We start from the raw sequence: 20,392 nt of genomic DNA on the forward strand, positions 1-20,392 counted from the left end.
TTTTTGAAACTTTTTTCAAGTTTTTTTAACCGCAATACACCATAGTCCGTACGGGATTCGAACCCGTGTTACCGCCGTGAAAAGGCGGTGTCTTAACCCCTTGACCAACGGACCTTGAGCTTTTCAACTCTTTCTATTATACCTACTTTTCCGCCTTTGTCAAGGACTTTTTTCAGTCTACAAAAAAATTTTCAATTTCTTTCTCTTTGTTCTCTTTTCTTGTTTTAAAAGTTGCGAGTATTTCTCGTTCTTTATTTCCATGTGTTGATGGGGCAGGATTCCATAAATAAGCACGATGTTCAAGCGCAAATTTCACTTCCGAATAGTTGATTTTATCATAGTCTCCATAATCTATATTAGCTAAGTATTTTTCAGCAATAATTTCATAAATAATAAAATCTTCGAATTCATTATAGATAGATCTGTACTTGATACTGTCTTTATCCATGAATGTAGTGAACATATATGCATCAACCGTAAATTCTGTAGAAACTTCTTCTTTTTTTGGTTCAGAAATCATACATCTTAATATTCCTCTTAACTCAGAGTATATGTTAATACTACTCCCAACTTGTACGCAAATCTGTTCCAAATCAAAATTATCGTTATTCAAGCCTCTCTTTTTCCTAGCAAACATTGCCCACAATTTTTTCTCGTCATTTGATACCCCTTTTATCAATTGTTTTATGTTTACATTTGTTAAATCTGAAAATTTGCAAATTTCTTTTAAATAGTCATATTTATTTAGATTTTCTTTTAATGACATTTAACTTACTCCTCTGTGCTCTATTATTTCTATATAATAATTTCTTCCTATACTAATTAATTATCCGTTATACTTTTTTTCTTTGATTCGTATCTTGCTTGTTTTTTATGTCTTAGAGCTCTATCTTTTTTTACTAACTTAACCACTGCTTCTGTTCGTGCAGTGTGGGGAAACATATCGACCGACTGGATATACTGGATATCATAAACTTTTACCAGCTTAACCAAATCTCGTGCCAAGGTCGAAACATTGCAGGATACATAGACCATTTTGTCTGGAACATAGGTCAGAATGGTATCCAGTAGCTTATCATCTAAGCCTGTACGAGGAGGGTCGACTATCAGGGCATCTGCTCGGTAGCCTTCTTGATACCAGCGTGGAATAATCTCTTCTGCTGTCCCCGCTTCGTAATGGGTATTGTCAAACCCCATTTTTTGAGCATTTCGCTTGGCATCTTCAATGGCTTCTGGAATAATATCCATTCCTCTGAGACTCTTGACCTTATTTGCGAAGGCAAATCCAATCGTCCCAACACCGCAATAGGCATCGATCAGATGATCCTCTTTGCTGACATCCAGAGCCTTAACTGCTTCACTATAGAGAATTTCTGTCTGCTCAGGATTAAGCTGATAAAAAGCTCGAGGGGAAAGAGAAAACTCATAGTCGAGTACTCCTTCTTGAATACTCTCTTGGCCCCAGATAATTTCCGTCTTTTCACCATAGATTTCACTTGTTTTTGCTGTATTTGTATTGACAGCAACCGTGACAACTTCTGGAAAATCATTGACTAAATCTTTGACCAGTTGATTTAAATTAAGCTGGCGATTTGTGACAATGATAATCTGAACTTGCCCCGTTTTTCTTGCTCTGCGTACCATGATGGTGCGAACACCGAGCGTTTTTCTCTCATCGGTGATGGGGATTTGATGGTAAGTAAGAAGTTCAGCTAGGCGATTCGCAATCACTTGGGTTTCCTTATCTTGCACCAAGCAGTCTTTTAACTCTACGAGATAATGAGAGTTTTGCGCATACAAACCTGCCTTGACCTGATTTTTAAATTTCCGAGTCTGGAATTGAAGCTTAGCACGGTAGTACTTTGGTTCCTGCATTCCGATAGTTGGACGGATTTCATAGTTTTCATATCCTGCAGGAGCAAATTTTTTCAGGGCTTGGTGGAGCAAATCCGTTTTGAACTCTAACTGTTTATCGTAGTGGAGGTGCATGATTTGGCAACCACCACATTCATTATAAATCGTACAAGCTGGTACGACTCGAAATTTAGACTTCTTATTAACCTTTAGTAATTTGGCTTCAACAAAGTTACGTTTAATAGAAGTAATCTGACAATAGATATCTTCTCCCTTGAGGGCGCCTGGTACAAAAACGAGGGTTTTCTGGTAGAAACCGATTCCCTCACCATTGATACCCATCCGCTTGATTTTTAAAGGTATTTTTTGTTTGACTTTCAGATTCATACCCCTATCTTATCACATTTTAGGGTATAATAGAACTATGAAAATCACAAAACTTGAAAAGAAAAAACGCCTCTACTTAATGGAACTAGATGGACAGCAAACCTCTTATATCACGGAAGATACCATTGTCCGTTTTATGTTGTCTAAAGATAAGGTGGTTAGCAAGGAAGAATTAATCGAGATACAGGGCTTTGCTCAGTTTTCTTATGGTAAGAATCTCGCCCTCTACCATCTATCATTTAAAGCTCGAACCGAAAAGGAAGTTCGTGAGTATCTGAAAAAGTATGATCTTGATGAAAAAATCACTAGTCAAGTTATTGCTAACCTTAAAGAAGATAACTGGATTAATGATCGTCAGTATGCCTACTCTATCATCAATGCAAATCAACTTTCTGGAGATAAGGGACCTTATGTGCTAGCTCAAAAACTGTCTCAAAAAGGGATTGCCAAATCAACTATTGAAGAGGTTTTAAAGGATTTTGACTATACAGAAGTTGCTCAACGTGTAGCTGAGAAACTGCTTAAAAAATACACCGGAAAGCTTCCTGCTCGCGCTTTGCAAGATAAGATTATCCAAAACTTGACTAACAAGGGCTTCTCCTATCCCGATGCTAAAAGTGCCTTTGATGACTTGGACAGTCAAGTCGACCAAGAAACGACTCAAGAACTCATTTTTAAAGAGCTAGACAAACAATATGCTAAGTATGCTCGAAAGTATGAAGGTTACGAACTAAAGCAACGTTTAACTCAAGTCCTAGCTAGAAAAGGCTATGATTTTTCGGATATAGCAAACGCTCTCAGAGAATATCTTTAACATTTTCATGTAAAATTCAAAAAGATTAGACCAATTTATGATATAATAGTAGACGATAAACTTATAAATTGTAGAAAGTTGGTTAGTTATGAAACTTCCAAAAGAAGGCGACTTTATTACAATTCAAAGTTATAAGCATGATGGGAGTCTTCACCGTACTTGGCGAGACACCATGGTACTAAAAACAACAGAGAACGCTATTATCGGCGTCAACGACCACACACTTGTTACCGAAAGTGACGGTCGTCGTTGGGTGACTCGAGAACCGGCTATTGTTTACTTTCACAAAAAATATTGGTTTAATATCATTGCCATGATTCGTGATAATGGGATTTCCTACTATTGCAATATGGCCAGCCCCTACTATCTAGATGAGGAAGCCCTGAAATACATTGATTATGATTTGGATGTCAAGGTTTTCACTGATGGTGAAAAGCGTCTCTTGGACGTTGAAGAGTACGAGCGCCATAAACGCAAAATGAAGTATTCTGATGATTTAGACTATATTTTGAAAGAGCATGTTAAAATCCTTGTTGATTGGATTAACAATGGACGCGGTCCTTTCTCAGAGGCCTATGTCAACATTTGGTACAAACGCTACATAGAACTAAAGAATCGGTAAAGTTGTCAAGCTGGGGTGAAAGCCCCGGTTTTTTTATTTGAAAAACTCAGCTTTTCAGCTGGGTTGATTGCTATATATCTAATTTAGTAACAGTAAACTTGATGTGGGAATAGTCTTTTTCAACATCCTTATCCAGCAAAAAAGCTGTGGCATCCTTCTTAACCTGAACAAGATCAATGTTCTGAGCTTGAGCTGCATAGACGCATCCACAATAACATTGACGATAGATATCATACTCCTCGCACATCTCCACTGAACGTTTGTAGCCTTGATTTTTCTTGAAATCACTTGGAAGATAGTGGGTGGTGTAAATCTTTTGCACATCGATTCCGATGCTGTTGATGGTTTGAGAATTCTTATGAGGACTGATGGTCAAGGCTGAACCAAAGTAGTCAAAGCCCAAGTCCATAGCTACCTGTGCTGTTTTATCCAAACGGTAATCAAAACAAACCTTGCAACGATCGCCACCTTCGGGTTCTTCTTCCAGTCCTCTGACTAACTTCCGGTATTCATTGGGTTCATAAGGCGCTTCTAAATACTGGACCGTATTTCCTGTCCTCTCATTGAAATCACTGACAAATTTCTTGGTGACGTAAGCTCTCTTGTGGTATTCTGCCTTAGGATGGATATTGGAATTGGCAAAATAGATGGTCACATCAGCGTACTTGGTCAGATACTCTAGGGTGTAGGTACTACAAGGAGCACAGCAAACATGCATGAGAATAGTGGGACGTTGCTCATTTTTTCCCCAAACCTGAACCATTTTCTGCATGACACGGTCATAATTAATCTTCTGATTGAGATTCATCTTGCTCAGAATTTCTTCTACATCGATCATGTTCTTCTCCTTTTTATAGTCTTATTTTATCATATAAGTTAGGAGAGCTCAAATCTATTTAGAAGTGAATATCATAAAAAGGAGGGGTAGGCATTCCCTCCTTTTGTGTTTTTTATAAGTTGCTTTCTACAGAAAGCTTACATCATACCGCCCATCATGCTTGGATCCATTGCTGGAGCTGGGGCTACTGGTTCTGGTTTATTGGCTACGACTGCTTCTGTTGTCAAGATCAAGCTGGCTACAGATGCTGCATTTTGAAGGGCTGAACGGCTCACTTTCACTGGGTCAATGATTCCTTCTTCAATCATGTTGACCCATTCGCCAGTTGCTGCGTTGAAGCCTGTACCAACTTCTGCATTCTTCAAGCGGTCAATAACAATAGAACCTTCGAATCCCGCATTGTGAGCGATTTGACGAACAGGTTCTTCCAAGGCACGGAGAACAATATTGCGTCCTGTCGCTTCATCTCCTGTCAATTCCAAATCAGCTACGGCTGGAATGACATTTACAAGAGCTGTTCCGCCACCAGCAACGATTCCTTCTTCAACAGCTGCACGAGTAGCGTTGAGGGCATCTTCAATGCGGAGTTTCATTTCTTTCAACTCAGTTTCAGTTGCAGCTCCGACCTTGATGACTGCGACACCACCTGACAATTTTGCCAAGCGTTCTTGCAATTTTTCACGGTCAAATTCAGAGGTTGTGGTTTCGATTTGAGACTTGATAACTGCAACACGGTGAGAAATAGCTTCAGGATTTCCAGCACCTTCTACGATAACCGTACTATCTTTGTCCACAGTTACTCTCGCCGCTTGACCAAGCGCCTCAATAGTCGCATCTTTCAACTCAAGACCAAGATCTTCTGTGATAACTGTTCCACCTGTCAAGATAGCGATATCTTCAAGCATCGCTTTACGGCGATCACCAAAACCAGGTGCCTTAACTGCTACTACGTTGAAGGTTCCACGAATCTTGTTCAATACAAGAGTCGGAAGAGCTTCACCATCCACATCATCCGCAATAATCAAGAGAGGACGGTTGCTTTGAAGAATGCTTTCTAGGAGTGGCAAGATTTCTTGGATATTTGAAATCTTCTTATCGGTAATCAAAATGTATGGATTTTCAAGGTCAGCCACCATTTTTTCGCTATCTGTCACCATGTACTGTGAAAGGTAACCGCGGTCAAACTGCATTCCTTCCACGACTTCAAGTTCCGTTTCCATACCACGTGACTCTTCGATAGTGATGACACCGTCTTTACCAACTTTTTCCATAGCTTCAGAGATGTATTCGCCGACTTTTTCAGAACGAGAAGATACAGCAGCAACCTGAGCGATGGCTTCTTTATTAGCAACTGGAATGGCATTGTTTTTCAAGGCTTCTACAGCTGCGGCAACTGCTGCTTCAATCCCACGACGAATGCCGATTGGGTTGGCACCTGCAGTGACGTTTTTGATTCCTTCGCGGACGATTGCTTGGGTCAAAACAGTTGCAGTTGTCGTTCCGTCACCTGCGATATCATTGGTTTTTGAAGCTACTTCTGATACCAATTTGGCACCCATGTTTTCAAAATGGTCTTCTAGTTCAATTTCTTTGGCAATGGTCACACCGTCATTGGTAATCAAAGGTGAGCCAAATGATTTTTCCAACACAACATTACGACCTTTTGGTCCTAAGGTTACTTTAACAGTGTCTGCAAGGATATCGACACCACGAACCATAGCTGAACGAGCATCAGATGAAAATTTAATTTCTTTTGACATACTTACTTTCTCCTTCTATTCTTCAATGATGGCCAAAATGTTAGCTTCGCCAACGATGATGTACTTTTCATCGCCATCTTTGACATCAATACCTGCATGAGCTTCAACTAAGACACGGTCTCCAGGCTTAACGCTTGGAGCAACCAAGTCACCATTCAAGGTACGAACACCTTGTCCAGTAGCTACAACTTGGGCTGTTTTTGTTTTTTCTTGGGCTGAGCCTGCAAGGACAAAGCCTCCAACAGTTTGTTCTTTTTCTTCGATTTTCAAGACCACACGGTCTCCTAATGGTTTCAACATCTGTTTTCCTCCATGATGAACTACATATTATTAGCACTCTTTGTATCTGAGTGCTAATTCATAGTTCTATTGTATCACTTGGTCAGAAATAGTCAAGAAAAAAGTCTGACTTTCTCAATATAAAAAAGCCTGAGACCAACTCAGACTTTTCAATGTTTAAAATGGCAATTCTTCCTCTTCCAAGACCAAATCTGCCAAATCCTGTCCTGCGTTATTTTCACGCATAGCCCGTTGGGCGCGGCTTTCCAAAAGTTGGAATCCTGTGGCAAGGACTTCAGTCACATAGTTCATCTGGCCCTTTTTCTCAAAGCGACGGGTACGAAGTTCTCCATCCACAGAGATAAGACTACCTTTAGTTGCGTAGCTTGCCAAGGTTTCAGCCAATTTCCCCCAAAGAACAAGATTGACAAAGTCAGCTTCACGTTCCCCGTTTTGGTCTTTGTAACGACGGTTCACAGCGATAGTTGCTCGCGCCACTGACTTGTCGTTGTTTGTTTTGTGCAATTCTGGTGTAGACGTCAAGCGCCCGATCATGATAACTTTATTATACATATTTTCTTCCTCCTACTTATCTATTCGTAAGGAATCAAAAAAAGTTACAGAAATTTGTAACTTTTCGAAGAAATTTTTTATTTTTTATGAACCATGAAACCTGTCGCCTGTTGATTGGCCATAATAGTCATATCTGTAATCTGCACACGACGAGGCTGACTGGTCACATAGATCACTGTATCTGCAATATCCTGAGCTTGCAAGGCCTCAATTCCCTGATAGACGGTCGCAGCACGCTCTTTGTCACCGTGAAAACGAACTGTAGAGAAATCTGTTTCGACAATCCCTGGCTGAATGGTGGTCACCTTGATATCCGTTGCGATGGTATCGATTCGCAATCCATCTGAAAAAGTCTTAACTGCTGCCTTAGTGGCCGAGTAAACAGCGGCTCCCGCATAGGCATAAATTCCTGCGGTTGACCCCATGTTGATAATGTGACCCTGATTGGCTTTTACCATGGCTGGCAAGAAACAGCGAGTAACTGCCATCAAACCTTTGACATTGGTATCCAACATGGTCAGCATATCCAATTCTTCATAGTCTTGATAGGGAGCTAAACCAAGAGCCAGTCCAGCATTATTGACCAAAATATCAATCTGCCCTATCGTTTCCAAAATATCGGAGCAGACAGTCTTGACCATGGTCATATCCGTCACATCCAGTGGAAAGATCCAAACTGTTTGATTTGGATAGGTTGCTGCAAACTCTGACTTGAGGGCCTCTAGTCTATCTGTCCGTCGCCCTGTTAGAACGACATTCTCCCCCTGCTCCAGATAAGCACGCGCAATCGCTTCACCGATTCCTGAGGTCGCTCCTGTAATCACTACATTTTTCGCCATCTTATCCCCCTATCTGGTCTATTAAATACTGACAATTTCCTAGGCAGTCCAGTGTTTGGCTGGGTCAAATGGAGTTCCGACAACTTGATCTTCTGATAATTCAATAACCCCACGTTTTTGTGGAGCATTTGGTAGATGCAATTCACGAGGGCTACACATCATGCCAAAACTCTTTTCACCACGAAGCTCGCCTGGAAAAATGAGATTGCCTTTTGGCATCATCGCTCCAGGAAGAGCTACAATGGTTTTCAACCCAACACGCGCATTAGGTGCTCCTGCAACGATTTGCACTGTCTTGTCACTTGCGACTGCAACTTGGCAGATGTTGAGGTGATCACTATCAGGATGAGCTACCATCTCAACAATTTCACCAACAACAAACTTAGGTTCCTTGTCATTGACAATTTCTTCTGCAAATCCTTCTGCATGTAATTCTTGGTTCAAACGAGCGACTTGCTCATCTGTCAAAAAGACTTGACCGCGCTCTGCAATTTCAAACAAACTTGAAACTTCGAAAATATTCCACGCCACTGTTTCCCCATTTTCTTTGAGGAAAACACGGGCAATATTGCCTTTGCGCTCCACGTCCAACTTGGCATCTCCGCTGTTTTTCACGATAACCATAAGGACATCGCCGACATGCTCTTTATTATATGTAAAAATCATTGTTTCCTTTTTCTCCTATTTCAGTCCTGCTAAAAAGTCGTTAATTTGTTGCTTGCTTTTACGGTCACGATTGACAAATCGGCCGATTTCCTTGTCCTTTTCTAGCACAACAAGGCTAGGAATGCCGTACACATCCCAGAGTTTGGCCAGATCCATGTACTGGTCTCGGTCCACTCGAATAAATGTGAACTCTGGATTGGTTTCCTCAATCTCTGGCAAGGATGGATAGATATAACGACAATCGCCACACCAGTCCGCCACAAAAAGGAAGACCTTCTTGCCATCTTGCTCGACAAAACCTGCTAGTTCTTCTATACTATTGGGAGTAATCATAAGACTTCCTCCTCATAGACCAGGTCTTCATTTTCATAGACAAAGGTATAGTGACGACCATCCTCGAAAATGACTCCTCCGACAAGTCGCTCTAGGCTACTTTCGTAGACTTGAACATAGAGAGTCGCAATCTCACCCATATCTGAGAAAAGTTCGCGCACGATAGCGGTCAACTCTTCTTGAGTCTTCATGAGCTTGTGGTTATCTGCTGCTTTTTTGGCACCCAAAGCAAGGGCACTTAGACCAGCCACAGTCAAGCCAGTCATCCATAATTTCTTAGCTTTCATACCATTCATTGTAACACAAAAAGGGCTCTAGGACAAATAGGGAAGCCGTATACTAGCAAGGAAAATCTCTTCCCTCAGTGAGTCTAATTCTTATTGCCAAGCGCCTGAGTTCCTGAATGAATTAAAAAACCTCTGAGATTATTCTCAGAGATTAGAAGATAACTAGTTACTATTTTCAACCGCTGCAGTAACAAAGGCAGTGTAGAGTTCTTCTGGACGGTTCGGACGACTGGAAAGTTCAGGGTGATACTGACAAGCCACAAAGAATTTATTTTCAGGAATTTCCACAATTTCGACCAAACGATTGTCTGGAGAAACACCTGAGAAGACAAAACCTGCTGCCTCAAACTGTTCACGAAAGGCGTTGTTAAACTCATAACGGTGACGGTGACGGCGTTGCACCACTTCTTGATTATGATAAGCAGCCGCTGCTTTAGAACCACGTTTCAACTTAGATGGATAAAGTCCCAAACGAAGGGTTCCACCCATATCTTCAACATCAACCTGGTCACGCATGATATCAATGATAGGGTATTTTGTTTCTGGTGCAAGTTCTGCAGAATTGGCACCTTCAAGACCCAAAACGTGACGAGCAAACTCGATACAAGTCAACTGCATTCCCAAGCAGACTCCCAACATAGGAACATCATTTTCACGCGCATAGCGAATGGCTTGGATTTTCCCTTCCGTACCACGTTGACCGAAACCACCTGGTACGATGATTCCGTCCGCATCAGACAAGAGCTCTGCTACATTCTCTGCTGTCACATCATTGGCATTGATCCAATTTATCTTCACTTCTGCGTCGTTGGCATACCCAGAGTGTTTCAAAGCTTCAACCACAGAGATGTAGGCATCTTGCAACTCCACATACTTACCAACGAGGGAGATCTTGACTTGTTTTTTCAGGTTCATGACCTTGTCCACCATGGCTGACCATTCTGTCATATCCGCTACTGGTGCGTCTAATTTCAAATGGTCACAAACAATTTGGTCCATGCCTTGCGCCTGTAAATTCAATGGAATTTGGTAAAGGTGCTCAACATCCAAAGACTCGATAACGGCTTCTGGAGCTACGTCACAAAACTGAGCTAGTTTATTTTTAATTCCCTGACCAGCTGGTTTTTCTGTACGAATGACCAACATATTTGGCTGGATTCCCAAACCGCGCAATTCTTTTACAGAATGCTGAGTCGGCTTGGTCTTCATCTCACCAGCAGCCTTGAGATAAGGAAGCAAGGTTGTATGGATGTACATGACATTATCTGCCCCCACATCTGCCTTCATCTGACGAAGGGCCTCTAGGAATGGCAAGGATTCGATATCCCCAACGGTTCCACCAACCTCTGTGATAATGACATCAGAGTCGGTCGTTACAGCTGCACGCTTGATTTTTTCCTTCAAAGCATCTGTGATATGAGGAATGACTTGAACAGTTGCCCCAAGGTATTCTCCACGGCGTTCTTTACGAAGAACTTCACTGTAAATTTTACCAGTTGTCACGTTGGAATATTTGTTGAGATTGATATCGATGAAACGTTCATAGTGACCCAAGTCCAAATCGGTCTCAGCTCCATCATCTGTCACAAAGACTTCTCCGTGCTGGTAAGGACTCATGGTTCCCGGATCGATATTGATATAAGGGTCAAACTTCTGAATAGTCACTTTTAGACCACGATTTTTCAAGAGACGGCCCAGACTCGCTGCGACAATCCCTTTCCCAATAGACGACACCACACCACCAGTTACAAAAATATATTTCGTAGACATAGATTCCTCTTTCTAAAATGCTCAAGGCCTTGTTGGCTACGAGGGGAGATAGAAAACAAGACCCTTATGGATAACGACTTTTCAAGAAAAACTTCCTGAAAAACAAAAATAGCTCCCTAGTAACTAGGGAGCCCCCGACCTCTAAAAGAGGTGCCCGAACAATATGATACCTTAAAGCAGAACATTTGTCAACTCGAATTGGTAAAAGATGAAAAAAGGAGATTGTTTTCAGAAAACCAACTAAAGATCTACAACCCAACGGAAGACTCACTTAACTATTTTGCCCAAGCAACAAAAAAGGAGATCAGGCGATCTCCTCTGTACAGTCTTTTACTCTTCTTCACTCGTTTCAGCGTCATCGTCAGAAAACTCGTCGTCTTCTTCGTTGAGATCCACGTCTTCACCCAAGTCATCAGGGGCGATTTCGTTGATTTCCGCATCATAAGCTTCCACTTCATTTTTCTCATCATCTGGATTTTCATCATCATATGAAAGAGCTGGGTCTGCTTCGTATGCATCTTCGTCTTCTGGATCATCTGCATTGTAGTCAATGGCATCTGAATCACCATCCATAAAGGCATTGACACGTTTTTTCTTAGCTTTTGGTGCTACTTCATCGTCGTCACTTTCTTCAAGAGCGATGATTTCTTCATCGATTTCGTCCACACCATACCATGAACGAAGACCCCATTTGTTGTCTCCAAGAGAGATGAAGCTACCGTCAAAGTTCAACTCTGTGTAGAACAAAGGCAAAGCTTCGCGGATATCGCTGTTTGATGTTCCAAGGTAGTTTTGAATTTCATTTACAAGATCGCTAAAATGCATCTCATGATCGCGACCACGAAGTTCCAAGATAGCACGCGCTACCTCAATCATAGATAGTTCACTTTTTTCTTGCCCAGCAAATACTTCTAATTCCAAAGCGTTTCTCCTCATTTTTACTACTATCGCCAGAGCAAACAGACTCTGACCTCATTTTATCATGTACTCTTTATTGTACGATAATTTTGCGGAATAGTCAAAGGTTAAAATAGATTTATCTATGATTTATTAAGCAAAAATCAATTGATTTTATCACATGGTAAATTTAAAAATATTTGTTAAAATATTACTTGGAGGTAGCTTATGTCAAAAAAAATAATAAATGTTGTTGCAGCGGCTATAGAACGAGATGGAAAAATATTCTGTGCACAAAGACCTGAAGGTAAAAGTTTAGGAGGTTTTTGGGAATTTCCAGGTGGGAAATTAGAAGTAGGAGAATCTCCTGAACAAGCTTTAGTCCGTGAAATTAAAGAAGAACTAAATTCTGAAATTGAGATTGTTTCTTACATCAATGAAGCTTCATATGATTATAATTTTGGGACAGTTGTCATGAAGACCTATCATGCAAAGCTAATATCAGGAAAACTAGAGTTGCTTGAACACCAAAATTCAACTTGGTTAGCTCCCAATGAACTAGATACTCTCAACTGGGCTCCAGTAGATCGTCCAGCTGTAGAATTATTAACAAAAAAATAAGAGATTACTCTCTTATTTTTTTGTCAAATAATCATAAAGTGCGGAAGAAACCTCATTGGCTAATTCAAAATTCATTGTAACTACAGGAGTTTTTCCATCCTGCATCCTAGTTTCAGTAGCACTATCTTCCAAATAACTAACTGGCCCTAGATAATAGAAATCACTTCCCTCACCGTCTTCTTTTTTTACGAAGAGATGAAGAGCCAAACCGGTTTGATTAGATTGCATAATATCAGCAACTTCTTTAGACTTAAAGCTTCGATTGCTCCGAGAATACCAATGAAAGACTTTGTTGGATAAGAATCCATCTTGATACTGGGTTGTTTCTGTAATATCGTCATCCTTATGATAAGTTACAAAGATAGGACACGTTCCATGTTTGACCTTGTATCCATATACAGTAGAACTCTCATCCTTGTCCCAGTTAAGAAGTCTCACAGCATCTTTTCGAGAGTATTTTTCACCTATTGTCAATGGTTCCTGCGGATATTTTTGAGAGCGCTCTAGACCAGTCTGAATGATGTCTAAGATAAATTTTTTGTATTCCTCTGTAAGAAATTGAGTGAAATCTGTTGCTAGTTGATAAGTGTCATCTTCAATGCTTAAGGCTGACAAACCATACTTTTCTTGATCTCTTTTAACGAAAAAGTTATAGTCTAAACAGTTTTCGATAGATTTAAATAACTGTTCGGAGGATCCTAATTGCTTCATTGTTAAGATTTGTTTAAATTCAGATCGAGAAATCTTTCCTTTTTCTAGTAATATTTTTAAAAGATAGAGTTCTTCTTTTCGTTTACCATTGGATAGTTCTTTGCAGAGGAAAGTTAGAAAACCATTTAATTCAGGAATTTTAATAAACCGATCCTCTTTTTCAAAGGAAGCAATAACCTCTCCATAATGATTAAAAGTATCAAAGAAAACATAGGGATCTAGACTATCTAGTTCCAAAAAATCACTGAGATTCGGAGTACGTCCCAAGCGGTTCTTTGTTTCCATATAGGCCTCTTTTAGGATAGCTCGATTGGAAAGATTTGTATTAGTAATAGACTTAAAGATTTGTTCTTTAGCAACTTCTTCAAAATTAATAGTAGTTAGGCCATTTAAAATATTGGGTTCTCTTAGCTCTCTTCGGTAATTATCTTTATTCATTGATTTGTCTCCAAATAAAGCAATTGGAATCAAATAGTTATTTTTATAATTACCAATAAAATCAATGATCGTGACGTATTCTTTACTCTCATGTTTACGAAGACCACGCCCTAGTTGTTGAACAAAAACAATACTAGACTGAGTATTTCTTAACATGACTACCTGGTTGACAGAAGGAATATCAATACCTTCATTAAAAATATCCACTGTCAAAATGTAGTCTAGTTCTCCTTTTTCAAGTTGAGAAACGACTTCATTTCGTGTTTCAATATTATCATCGCCTGTTAGAGCCCTACAAACTTTCCCATTCTGATTCAATTTTGAGGCGAGTTCATGCGCTTCCTGTTTAGAGGAACAGAATATCAATCCTTTTACTTTTTCACCACTTACTCCATAAAAATCAATTTTTTGCAGAATATGTTTAACTCGTTCATTAGATGTTAAGTTTGATATATTTGTCTTCTCATCGATTAGATGTCCATCTATCTCAATATCCTTTACCCCAAAATAAATAAATGGGCAAAGCATATCATTATCAAGCGCATCCTGCAGACGAATTTCATAGGCGATATTATAATCAAACAGTTCATAAATATTTTGCCCATCAGTTCGTTCGGGAGTTGCAGTCATTCCTAAAAAGAACTCAGGATGAAAATGTGCCATCACTTTTTTGTATGAATCAGCTCCAGCTTTATGAACCTCATCAATTAAAATATAGTCAAAATAATCTTCTGAAAATAGATTCAAATGATAATCACGTGACAAAGTTTGAATCGTAGCAAAAATGTATTTCTTATTTGTCAAATCAGCACCAGAATGATAAATCAAACCTTCTGATTCCGGGAACTGTAAAACCTTTTGAAAATCCTTTAAAGACTTTTGAAGAATTTGCTCCCTATGAACGATAAAGAGCATTCTTTTCGGCTCAAATTGTTGAACATCAAAAGCTGATAAATATGTTTTTCCTGTCCCTGTAGCACTGATAACTAAAGCTTTCTTTTTCCCTGAATCGCGAATAGCCTGCAGACCTTTCAGTGCTTCATTTTGCATCTTATTAGGTTCAATACTTGTAACCTGATATTCTGCTATTTCCTCTTCTCGAATCTGGTCCACTCGAATTGTTTTCTGACGCTTTCTAGCGTAAGAATCAATCTTTTCTATAGTTAAAACATCCGACTTTTCCCAAATTTTTTCAAACTCTTTTTTAGTAGCTTGAATTAACTCTCCATTGTAAGTTGATGTCAACTTAATATTCCACTCGTAATTGATTTTCAATGCATTATGAGTTAAATTTGAACTTCCAGAAATAAGAACCTGTTTCCCCTGATGTTCAAAAAGATAAAACTTAGCGTGCATCTGCAGACTCTCTGGAGTAAGTCGAACTTCAACATTTTTCAACTTGAGTAATTCTTGCATGGCAACCGGATCATTAAAATCAAGATAAGGAGATATAAGAATTTTACCTTTTATTCCTTTATCCATTAAATCTGATAATTGGGATTTTATCAGAGCAATTCCTGATTGGGTAATAAATGCTACCGAAATATAAAAGGCTTGGCATTTTGATAATTCTTCTTGAATATCCTTCAATACATATCGCTTGGACTCTGGGTCATTAATTAAAATTTGAGGAGAGTATCCCCCTTCTTGAAATTTAATATTATCAATAAATCCAAACTTTAAAGATTTGATCAAGGTATCTTGAAATAAAGTGACGCCTTCTGGCATAGACCTTCTCTTTTCTATTGTTTTAATATTTTCATTATACCAAAAAACACGGTTCATCACCGTGTTTCTGTGTTTATTTAACCAACTTCTTCATCTCATCAATACGCGCCACTGTCGCGTCGTATTTCGCTTGGTAGTCGGCTTGTTTGTCGCGTTCTTTTTGGACGACTTCTGGTTTGGCATTGGCTACGAAGCGTTCGTTAGAGAGCTTCTTGCCTACCATATCCAGTTCTTTTTGCCATTTAGCCAGTTCCTTGTCGAGACGAGCCAGTTCTTCTTCGACATTGAGGAGGTCTGCCAGTGGCAAGTAGATTTCTGCTCCTGTGATGACGCTTGACATAGCGAGTTCAGGCGCAGGGATGTTTGATGCGATTTCCAAGTGTTCTGGATTTGTGAAGCGTTTGATGTAGTTGACATTGCTGTTAAAGAAGTCTTCCAAGTCGCTATCGCTTGTCTTAACAAGGATGGTGATTGGCTTGCTTGGTGCTACGTTTACTTCCGCACGCGCATTACGAACGGCACGGATCAAGTCTTTAAGACTTTCCACACCTGTGTGAGCCGCGAGGTCTTCAAAGGCTGGGTTGACAGTTGGGTATTCTGATGTAACGATAGAGCCTTCTGAGATTTGTCCAAAGATTTCCTCTGTCACAAATGGCATGATTGGGTGAAGGAGACGAAGGATCTTGTCCAAAGTGTAAAGGAGAACAGAACGTGTGATGACTTTCTCTTCTTCGTTATCGCTATAAAGAACTTCCTTGGTCAACTCAACGTACCAGTCCGCAAACTCATCCCAGATGAAGTTGTAAAGGATGTGTCCAGCGACACCAAACTCAAACTTATCAAAGTTTTCAGTGACTTTTCCGATTGTTTCATTGAGGTTGTGGAGAATCCAGCGGTCTGTGACATTTCCAGCTTCCTTGTTGGAAACTTTTTCGACATTAGCCGTTGCTTGCTCAAGAGTCAAACCTTCATTGTTCATGAGGATGTAGCGAGAGATGTTCCAGATCTTGTTGATGAAGTTCCATGAAGCATCCATTTTCTCGTAAGAAAAGCGCACGTCTTGACCAGGGGCAGAACCGTTTGAAAGGAACCATCGAAGGGCATCGGCACCATATTTCTCGATGACATCCATTGGGTCAATCCCGTTTCCGAGAGATTTCGACATCTTGCGTCCTTGCTCATCTCGAATGAGACCGTGGATAAGAACGTTTTGGAATGGCTGACGTCCAGTGAATTCCAATGATTGGAAGATCATACGAGACACCCAGAAAAAGATGATGTCGTAACCTGTTACCAAGGTTGAAGTTGGGAAGTAACGTTTGAAGTCTTCTGAGTCGACATCAGGCCAGCCCATGGTAGAGAATGGCCAAAGAGCCGAACTGAACCACGTATCCAAGACGTCTTCGTCCTGAGTCCAACCGTCACCTTCTGGAGCTTCTTCGCCGACATATATTTCACCCTCAGCATTGTACCAAGCAGGGATTTGGTGACCCCACCAGAGCTGACGAGAGATAACCCAGTCGTGAACATTTTCCATCCATTGGAGGAAGGTATCGTTGAAACGAGGTGGGTAGAATTCTACCTTGTCCTCTGTATCTTGGTTGGCAATGGCATTTTTAGCCAATTGGTCCATCTTGACGAACCATTGCGTAGACAAGCGTGGCTCAACTACAACACCTGTACGCTCTGAATGACCAACACTGTGGACACGTTTTTCGATTTTAACGAGTGCACCGATTTCTTCCAACTTAGCAACGACTGCCTTACGAGCTTCAAAACGGTCCATGCCTGCAAATTCGAAGGCCAAGTCATTCATGGTTCCGTTATCGTTCATGACGTTAACTTGTGGCAAGTTATGACGTTGACCAACCAAGAAGTCATTTGGATCGTGGGCAGGCGTGATTTTCACGACACCAGTACCAAACTCAGGGTCAGCGTGTTCGTCCGCAACGATTGGGATGAGTTTGTTAGCAATTGGAAGAATAACATTTTTACCAATCAAGTCCTTGTAGCGTGGGTCTTCTGGATTGACCGCAACCGCAACGTCTCCAAACATGGTCTCCGGACGAGTTGTCGCAACTTCAAGAGCGCGTGAGCCGTCTTCTAGCATATAGTTCATGTGGTAGAAGGCACCTTCCACGTCCTTGTGGATGACCTCGATATCAGACAGAGCTGTGCGAGCTGCTGGGTCCCAGTTGATGATAAACTCACCACGGTAGATCCAGCCTTTCTTGTATAGGTCCACAAAGACCTTGCGAACAGCTTTTGACAAACCTTCGTCAAGGGTAAAACGTTCACGAGAGTAGTCTACAGAGAGCCCCATCTTGCCCCACTGTTCCTTGATGGTTGTCGCGTATTCGTCTTTCCATTCCCAGACTTTATCCAGGAATTTTTCACGACCGAGATCATAACGGCTGATGCCCTCCCCACGCAAGCGCTCCTCAACCTTAGCCTGAGTGGCAATCCCAGCGTGGTCCATCCCTGGAAGCCAAAGTGTATCAAAGCCTTGCATGCGTTTTTGACGGATGATGATATCTTGGAGAGTCGTGTCCCAAGCGTGACCAAGGTGGAGTTTCCCAGTTACGTTTGGTGGTGGAATCACGATTGAATAAGGCTTAGCCTTTTGATCGCCTGAAGGCTTGAAAACATCAGCGTCAAGCCATTTTTGGTAACGACCAGCCTCAACCTCGGCTGGATTGTATTTAGGTGAAAGTTCTTTAGACATTATTTTTTCTCCTTTTATTTTTTTTATTATTCGATTTTATAATATATTTATGGTAACGAGTATAATATTCAATAACTTTTAACAACTTACTAATAATCAAACTATCTTTTCGTTTATCTAAAAATCTTTTGAATATCTTAAAATTCTTATATAGATATTTTATAGACAGCAATGCTACGAGGTTAACTATTAAAATTAACATAAATATAATAGAAGTCTTTATCCGGATATCCGATCTATCTAGAATACTCATATTGCTTGTTACAAAAAATTCAGATACTATCAACACTAGATAAATTACTGTTGTAACTATGTAGAATATTATCTTATTTCTTTGCCAAATGTAATTCAATCTACTAGGAATTTTATTAACTTCTCCCCCCTTATTAAGTAAAATTAAAAAATCTTTTGAATTAATGAAATTCCATATTATCATTAGCCCCGATACTAATGCCCACCAACTAATATCAAATACTCCTATCAAATAGACCAAAGGAATAGCAACTGTGATAAGTAATGGGAGGACCCATATTTTTAATCCAAAAATGATTGAAATTACATAAAAATATAACCTTATCATTATTACCAAGATAGCCAAATTTATGATTCCATCACTATTCTCTAGAATAATATCGGGGAACCAGTTTAACATTTTACAAAATCTATATATGAAACTTATTATTACTGTTAAAGAAATTGTATATTCAAATTCTCTAATTAACGAAATTATTTTTTTATATTCTACACTCTTTTTAATATTTTCAACTTTCATTGGTTTATATTTAAAAATATAAAACAATGATGAAAAAAAGTAAATCAAAATCACCAATATATTAAAGAAATTATCCTCTTTTAAAGAAATATTAAGTGAAAATAAATTATCTAAAATATATACAAATATTAATATCAAACAAAGAAAACTTTGAAATTTTCCTATATGACTCAAAAACATACTAATACTCTTTTTCATTTCACCACCTCCCACTCACTCTTCAGCAATCCATATATCAGACTGTCACAGTGATTGCCTTGAGCATCTTTGCGGTCTCTTATGCGAGCTTCTAAGGTAAAGCCAAGTTTCTCAGCGACTCGTTGACTTTGGACATTGTAACCAAAACAAGTTAGTTCAATCTTGTGTAGGTTCAATTCTTTAAAAGCTAAATCAATCAAGGCTCGTGTTGCTTCTAGAACATAACCTAGACCCCAATAGTCTGGATGTAAGATATAGCCAATCTCTAAGACATCATCCTCGTGACGACGAGGGAAATCAACAGAGCCTATGACCTTATCGGTTCCTTTAACGACAATTCCATAGCCCGCTGGGAGATTGTTCTTTTCATTGCGTTCGGGAAGGATATGCTCTAGATAATAAATCTCATCTTCCAAGGTCTTGACGGGCGGAAAGCCTGCTGGGTAGGAAACTTCTGGCCTACTGGCATAGTCAAAGATATCCACAACATCAGCTACGGTACGGACTCGTAAAACTAGCCGTTCGGTTTCTAAACGTTCTGGTAACTCAGCTCTTGTCATCCTTCTACCTCGCTTTCTACAAAAAATCGCCCCTGCCATATCCATGACAGGGACGAATGTGCTTATCCGCGGTACCACCCAATTTCGGGCAAAGCCCGCAACTCTCGTCTTTAAAACAAAAAGACACTTTTATTTCATTTTTATCCATCAGCAACCAGTTTTGACACATTTGTGGACTTCTCAGCACCGCCACTTTCTGTAAAATGTGGGATCCAAAACACCTCTAATGGCTCTATTGTAGCAAGTTTTTCTCGGAAATGCAAGACTCAAGAATGATTACTTAAAGCTGATTCCGTGCTCTTTTAATTTCTTAATGGTAGCTGGACCAATTCCCTTCAAGGCAAGGAGTTCTTTTTCAGTCCAGTTTTTAAAGTCAGCAGCTGATTTGATGCCTTCATCATAGAAAGTCTTAGCACGATCTACTGAGAGGCCACCCAAAGTCGCTGCGAAATCTTCTACAGAATTGGCTACTTTTTGAGCTTGTTCCTTAGTCGCTTCTACTGCTTGTTCCACTTTTTTAGAGACAACTTTTCCTGCTTCGCTGGCAGATTTTTCTGCGTGTTTCACGACTTTCTTGGTCTCTTCGACAACCTTGGTCACCGTACTTGAAAATGCACCTGAACGACGAAGGCTATTTCGCAATTGTTTTTTACGTTGGAGTTTCTTTGACATGATAAAATCCTTTCAATAAAAAATCCCTGCTCTGACAAGGATTTAATA

At 40.0% G+C, this 20,392-nt stretch carries 20 protein-coding genes and 1 tRNA gene; 3 read left to right on the forward strand and 18 right to left on the reverse strand.

Annotated features, from left to right (window positions below; translation table 11 throughout):
- Window positions 1-42: 42 nt before the first annotated feature.
- From HMPREF1149_RS08300 to rlmD, 3 genes are all read right to left on the reverse strand, one after another.
- Window positions 43-114, reverse strand: a tRNA-Glu gene (locus HMPREF1149_RS08300).
- Window positions 115-172: 58 nt separating this feature from the next.
- Window positions 173-766 (reverse strand): hypothetical protein, encoded by a 594-nt coding sequence (locus tag HMPREF1149_RS08305; protein ID WP_000053461.1) that lies wholly within the window; start codon window positions 764-766, stop codon window positions 173-175.
- 56 nt (window positions 767-822) lie between these two features.
- On the reverse strand, window positions 823-2,241 hold the full coding sequence (gene rlmD, locus HMPREF1149_RS08310; RefSeq protein WP_001050268.1) for a 23S rRNA (uracil(1939)-C(5))-methyltransferase RlmD: 1,419 nt from the start codon (window positions 2,239-2,241) through the stop codon (window positions 823-825).
- 37 nt (window positions 2,242-2,278) lie between these two features.
- On the opposite strand from rlmD, the gene recX reads away from it, so the two are divergent.
- The gene (gene recX / locus HMPREF1149_RS08315; protein ID WP_000705065.1) at window positions 2,279-3,055 is read left to right on the forward strand and encodes a recombination regulator RecX; all 777 of its coding nucleotides are present in this window, start codon (window positions 2,279-2,281) and stop codon (window positions 3,053-3,055) included.
- An 88-nt stretch (window positions 3,056-3,143) separates the two neighbouring features.
- A complete protein-coding gene (ntdP, locus tag HMPREF1149_RS08320) occupies window positions 3,144-3,677 on the forward strand; it encodes a nucleoside tri-diphosphate phosphatase (protein WP_000775318.1) in 534 nt (177 codons plus the stop codon).
- A 70-nt stretch (window positions 3,678-3,747) separates the two neighbouring features.
- Here the strand turns inward: ntdP and HMPREF1149_RS08325 are convergent, their stop codons facing one another.
- The 10 genes from HMPREF1149_RS08325 to rpoE form a co-directional block, all read right to left on the reverse strand.
- The gene (locus tag HMPREF1149_RS08325) at window positions 3,748-4,515 is read right to left on the reverse strand and encodes an epoxyqueuosine reductase QueH (protein WP_000567556.1); all 768 of its coding nucleotides are present in this window, start codon (window positions 4,513-4,515) and stop codon (window positions 3,748-3,750) included.
- Between the two features lie 137 nt (window positions 4,516-4,652).
- The gene (gene groL, locus HMPREF1149_RS08330; RefSeq protein ID WP_000031560.1) at window positions 4,653-6,275 is read right to left on the reverse strand and encodes a chaperonin GroEL; all 1,623 of its coding nucleotides are present in this window, start codon (window positions 6,273-6,275) and stop codon (window positions 4,653-4,655) included.
- Window positions 6,276-6,290: 15 nt separating this feature from the next.
- Window positions 6,291-6,575: a co-chaperone GroES gene (groES, locus tag HMPREF1149_RS08335; RefSeq protein WP_000917326.1), complete on the reverse strand. Its 285-nt coding sequence runs from the start codon at window positions 6,573-6,575 to the stop codon at window positions 6,291-6,293.
- A gap of 156 nt (window positions 6,576-6,731) precedes the next feature.
- Window positions 6,732-7,127 (reverse strand): single-stranded DNA-binding protein, encoded by a 396-nt coding sequence (locus HMPREF1149_RS08340; protein WP_000282457.1) that lies wholly within the window; start codon window positions 7,125-7,127, stop codon window positions 6,732-6,734.
- A gap of 77 nt (window positions 7,128-7,204) precedes the next feature.
- On the reverse strand, window positions 7,205-7,966 hold the full coding sequence (locus HMPREF1149_RS08345) for an SDR family NAD(P)-dependent oxidoreductase (protein WP_001107782.1): 762 nt from the start codon (window positions 7,964-7,966) through the stop codon (window positions 7,205-7,207).
- Between the two features lie 39 nt (window positions 7,967-8,005).
- A complete protein-coding gene (gene ytpR, locus HMPREF1149_RS08350; RefSeq protein WP_000578298.1) occupies window positions 8,006-8,632 on the reverse strand; it encodes a YtpR family tRNA-binding protein in 627 nt (208 codons plus the stop codon).
- A gap of 15 nt (window positions 8,633-8,647) precedes the next feature.
- Window positions 8,648-8,965, reverse strand: coding sequence for a thioredoxin family protein (locus HMPREF1149_RS08355; protein WP_000632567.1), 318 nt, complete (start codon window positions 8,963-8,965; stop codon window positions 8,648-8,650).
- On the reverse strand, window positions 8,962-9,261 hold the full coding sequence (locus tag HMPREF1149_RS08360; protein ID WP_002875970.1) for a DUF4651 domain-containing protein: 300 nt from the start codon (window positions 9,259-9,261) through the stop codon (window positions 8,962-8,964). The genes HMPREF1149_RS08355 and HMPREF1149_RS08360 overlap by 4 nt, the downstream gene beginning before the upstream one ends.
- A gap of 153 nt (window positions 9,262-9,414) precedes the next feature.
- On the reverse strand, window positions 9,415-11,022 hold the full coding sequence (locus tag HMPREF1149_RS08365) for a CTP synthase (RefSeq protein ID WP_000105267.1): 1,608 nt from the start codon (window positions 11,020-11,022) through the stop codon (window positions 9,415-9,417).
- Between the two features lie 330 nt (window positions 11,023-11,352).
- Complete coding sequence (rpoE, locus tag HMPREF1149_RS08370; RefSeq protein WP_000418415.1) at window positions 11,353-11,943, reverse strand: DNA-directed RNA polymerase subunit delta; 591 nt, start codon at window positions 11,941-11,943, stop codon at window positions 11,353-11,355.
- Window positions 11,944-12,147: 204 nt separating this feature from the next.
- On the opposite strand from rpoE, the gene HMPREF1149_RS08375 reads away from it, so the two are divergent.
- Entirely contained in the window at window positions 12,148-12,540 is a 393-nt protein-coding gene (locus tag HMPREF1149_RS08375; RefSeq protein ID WP_000037666.1) for a (deoxy)nucleoside triphosphate pyrophosphohydrolase, read from the forward strand.
- Between the two features lie 12 nt (window positions 12,541-12,552).
- On the opposite strand, the gene HMPREF1149_RS08380 is transcribed toward HMPREF1149_RS08375, so the two are convergent.
- The 5 genes from HMPREF1149_RS08380 to HMPREF1149_RS08395 all read right to left on the reverse strand — a co-directional run bounded on the left by HMPREF1149_RS08380 (window position 12,553) and on the right by HMPREF1149_RS08395 (window position 20,344).
- Window positions 12,553-15,417, reverse strand: a complete 2,865-nt coding sequence (locus tag HMPREF1149_RS08380; RefSeq protein ID WP_001114049.1) for a DUF3427 domain-containing protein — start codon at window positions 15,415-15,417, stop codon at window positions 12,553-12,555.
- A gap of 73 nt (window positions 15,418-15,490) precedes the next feature.
- Window positions 15,491-18,142: a valine--tRNA ligase gene (locus HMPREF1149_RS08385; protein WP_000032146.1), complete on the reverse strand. Its 2,652-nt coding sequence runs from the start codon at window positions 18,140-18,142 to the stop codon at window positions 15,491-15,493.
- Window positions 18,135-19,112, reverse strand: coding sequence for a hypothetical protein (locus HMPREF1149_RS11215; RefSeq protein WP_000748437.1), 978 nt, complete (start codon window positions 19,110-19,112; stop codon window positions 18,135-18,137). Before HMPREF1149_RS11215 ends, HMPREF1149_RS08385 begins: the two co-directional genes overlap by 8 nt.
- Window positions 19,109-19,672, reverse strand: coding sequence for a GNAT family N-acetyltransferase (locus HMPREF1149_RS08390; protein WP_000196178.1), 564 nt, complete (start codon window positions 19,670-19,672; stop codon window positions 19,109-19,111). Before HMPREF1149_RS08390 ends, HMPREF1149_RS11215 begins: the two co-directional genes overlap by 4 nt.
- A gap of 276 nt (window positions 19,673-19,948) precedes the next feature.
- A complete protein-coding gene (locus tag HMPREF1149_RS08395; protein WP_000038699.1) occupies window positions 19,949-20,344 on the reverse strand; it encodes a helix-hairpin-helix domain-containing protein in 396 nt (131 codons plus the stop codon).
- Window positions 20,345-20,392: the final 48 nt, after the last annotated feature.

It is taken from the genome of Streptococcus sp. BS35b (assembly GCF_000286475.1).
Lineage (GTDB): Bacteria > Bacillota > Bacilli > Lactobacillales > Streptococcaceae > Streptococcus > Streptococcus oralis_W.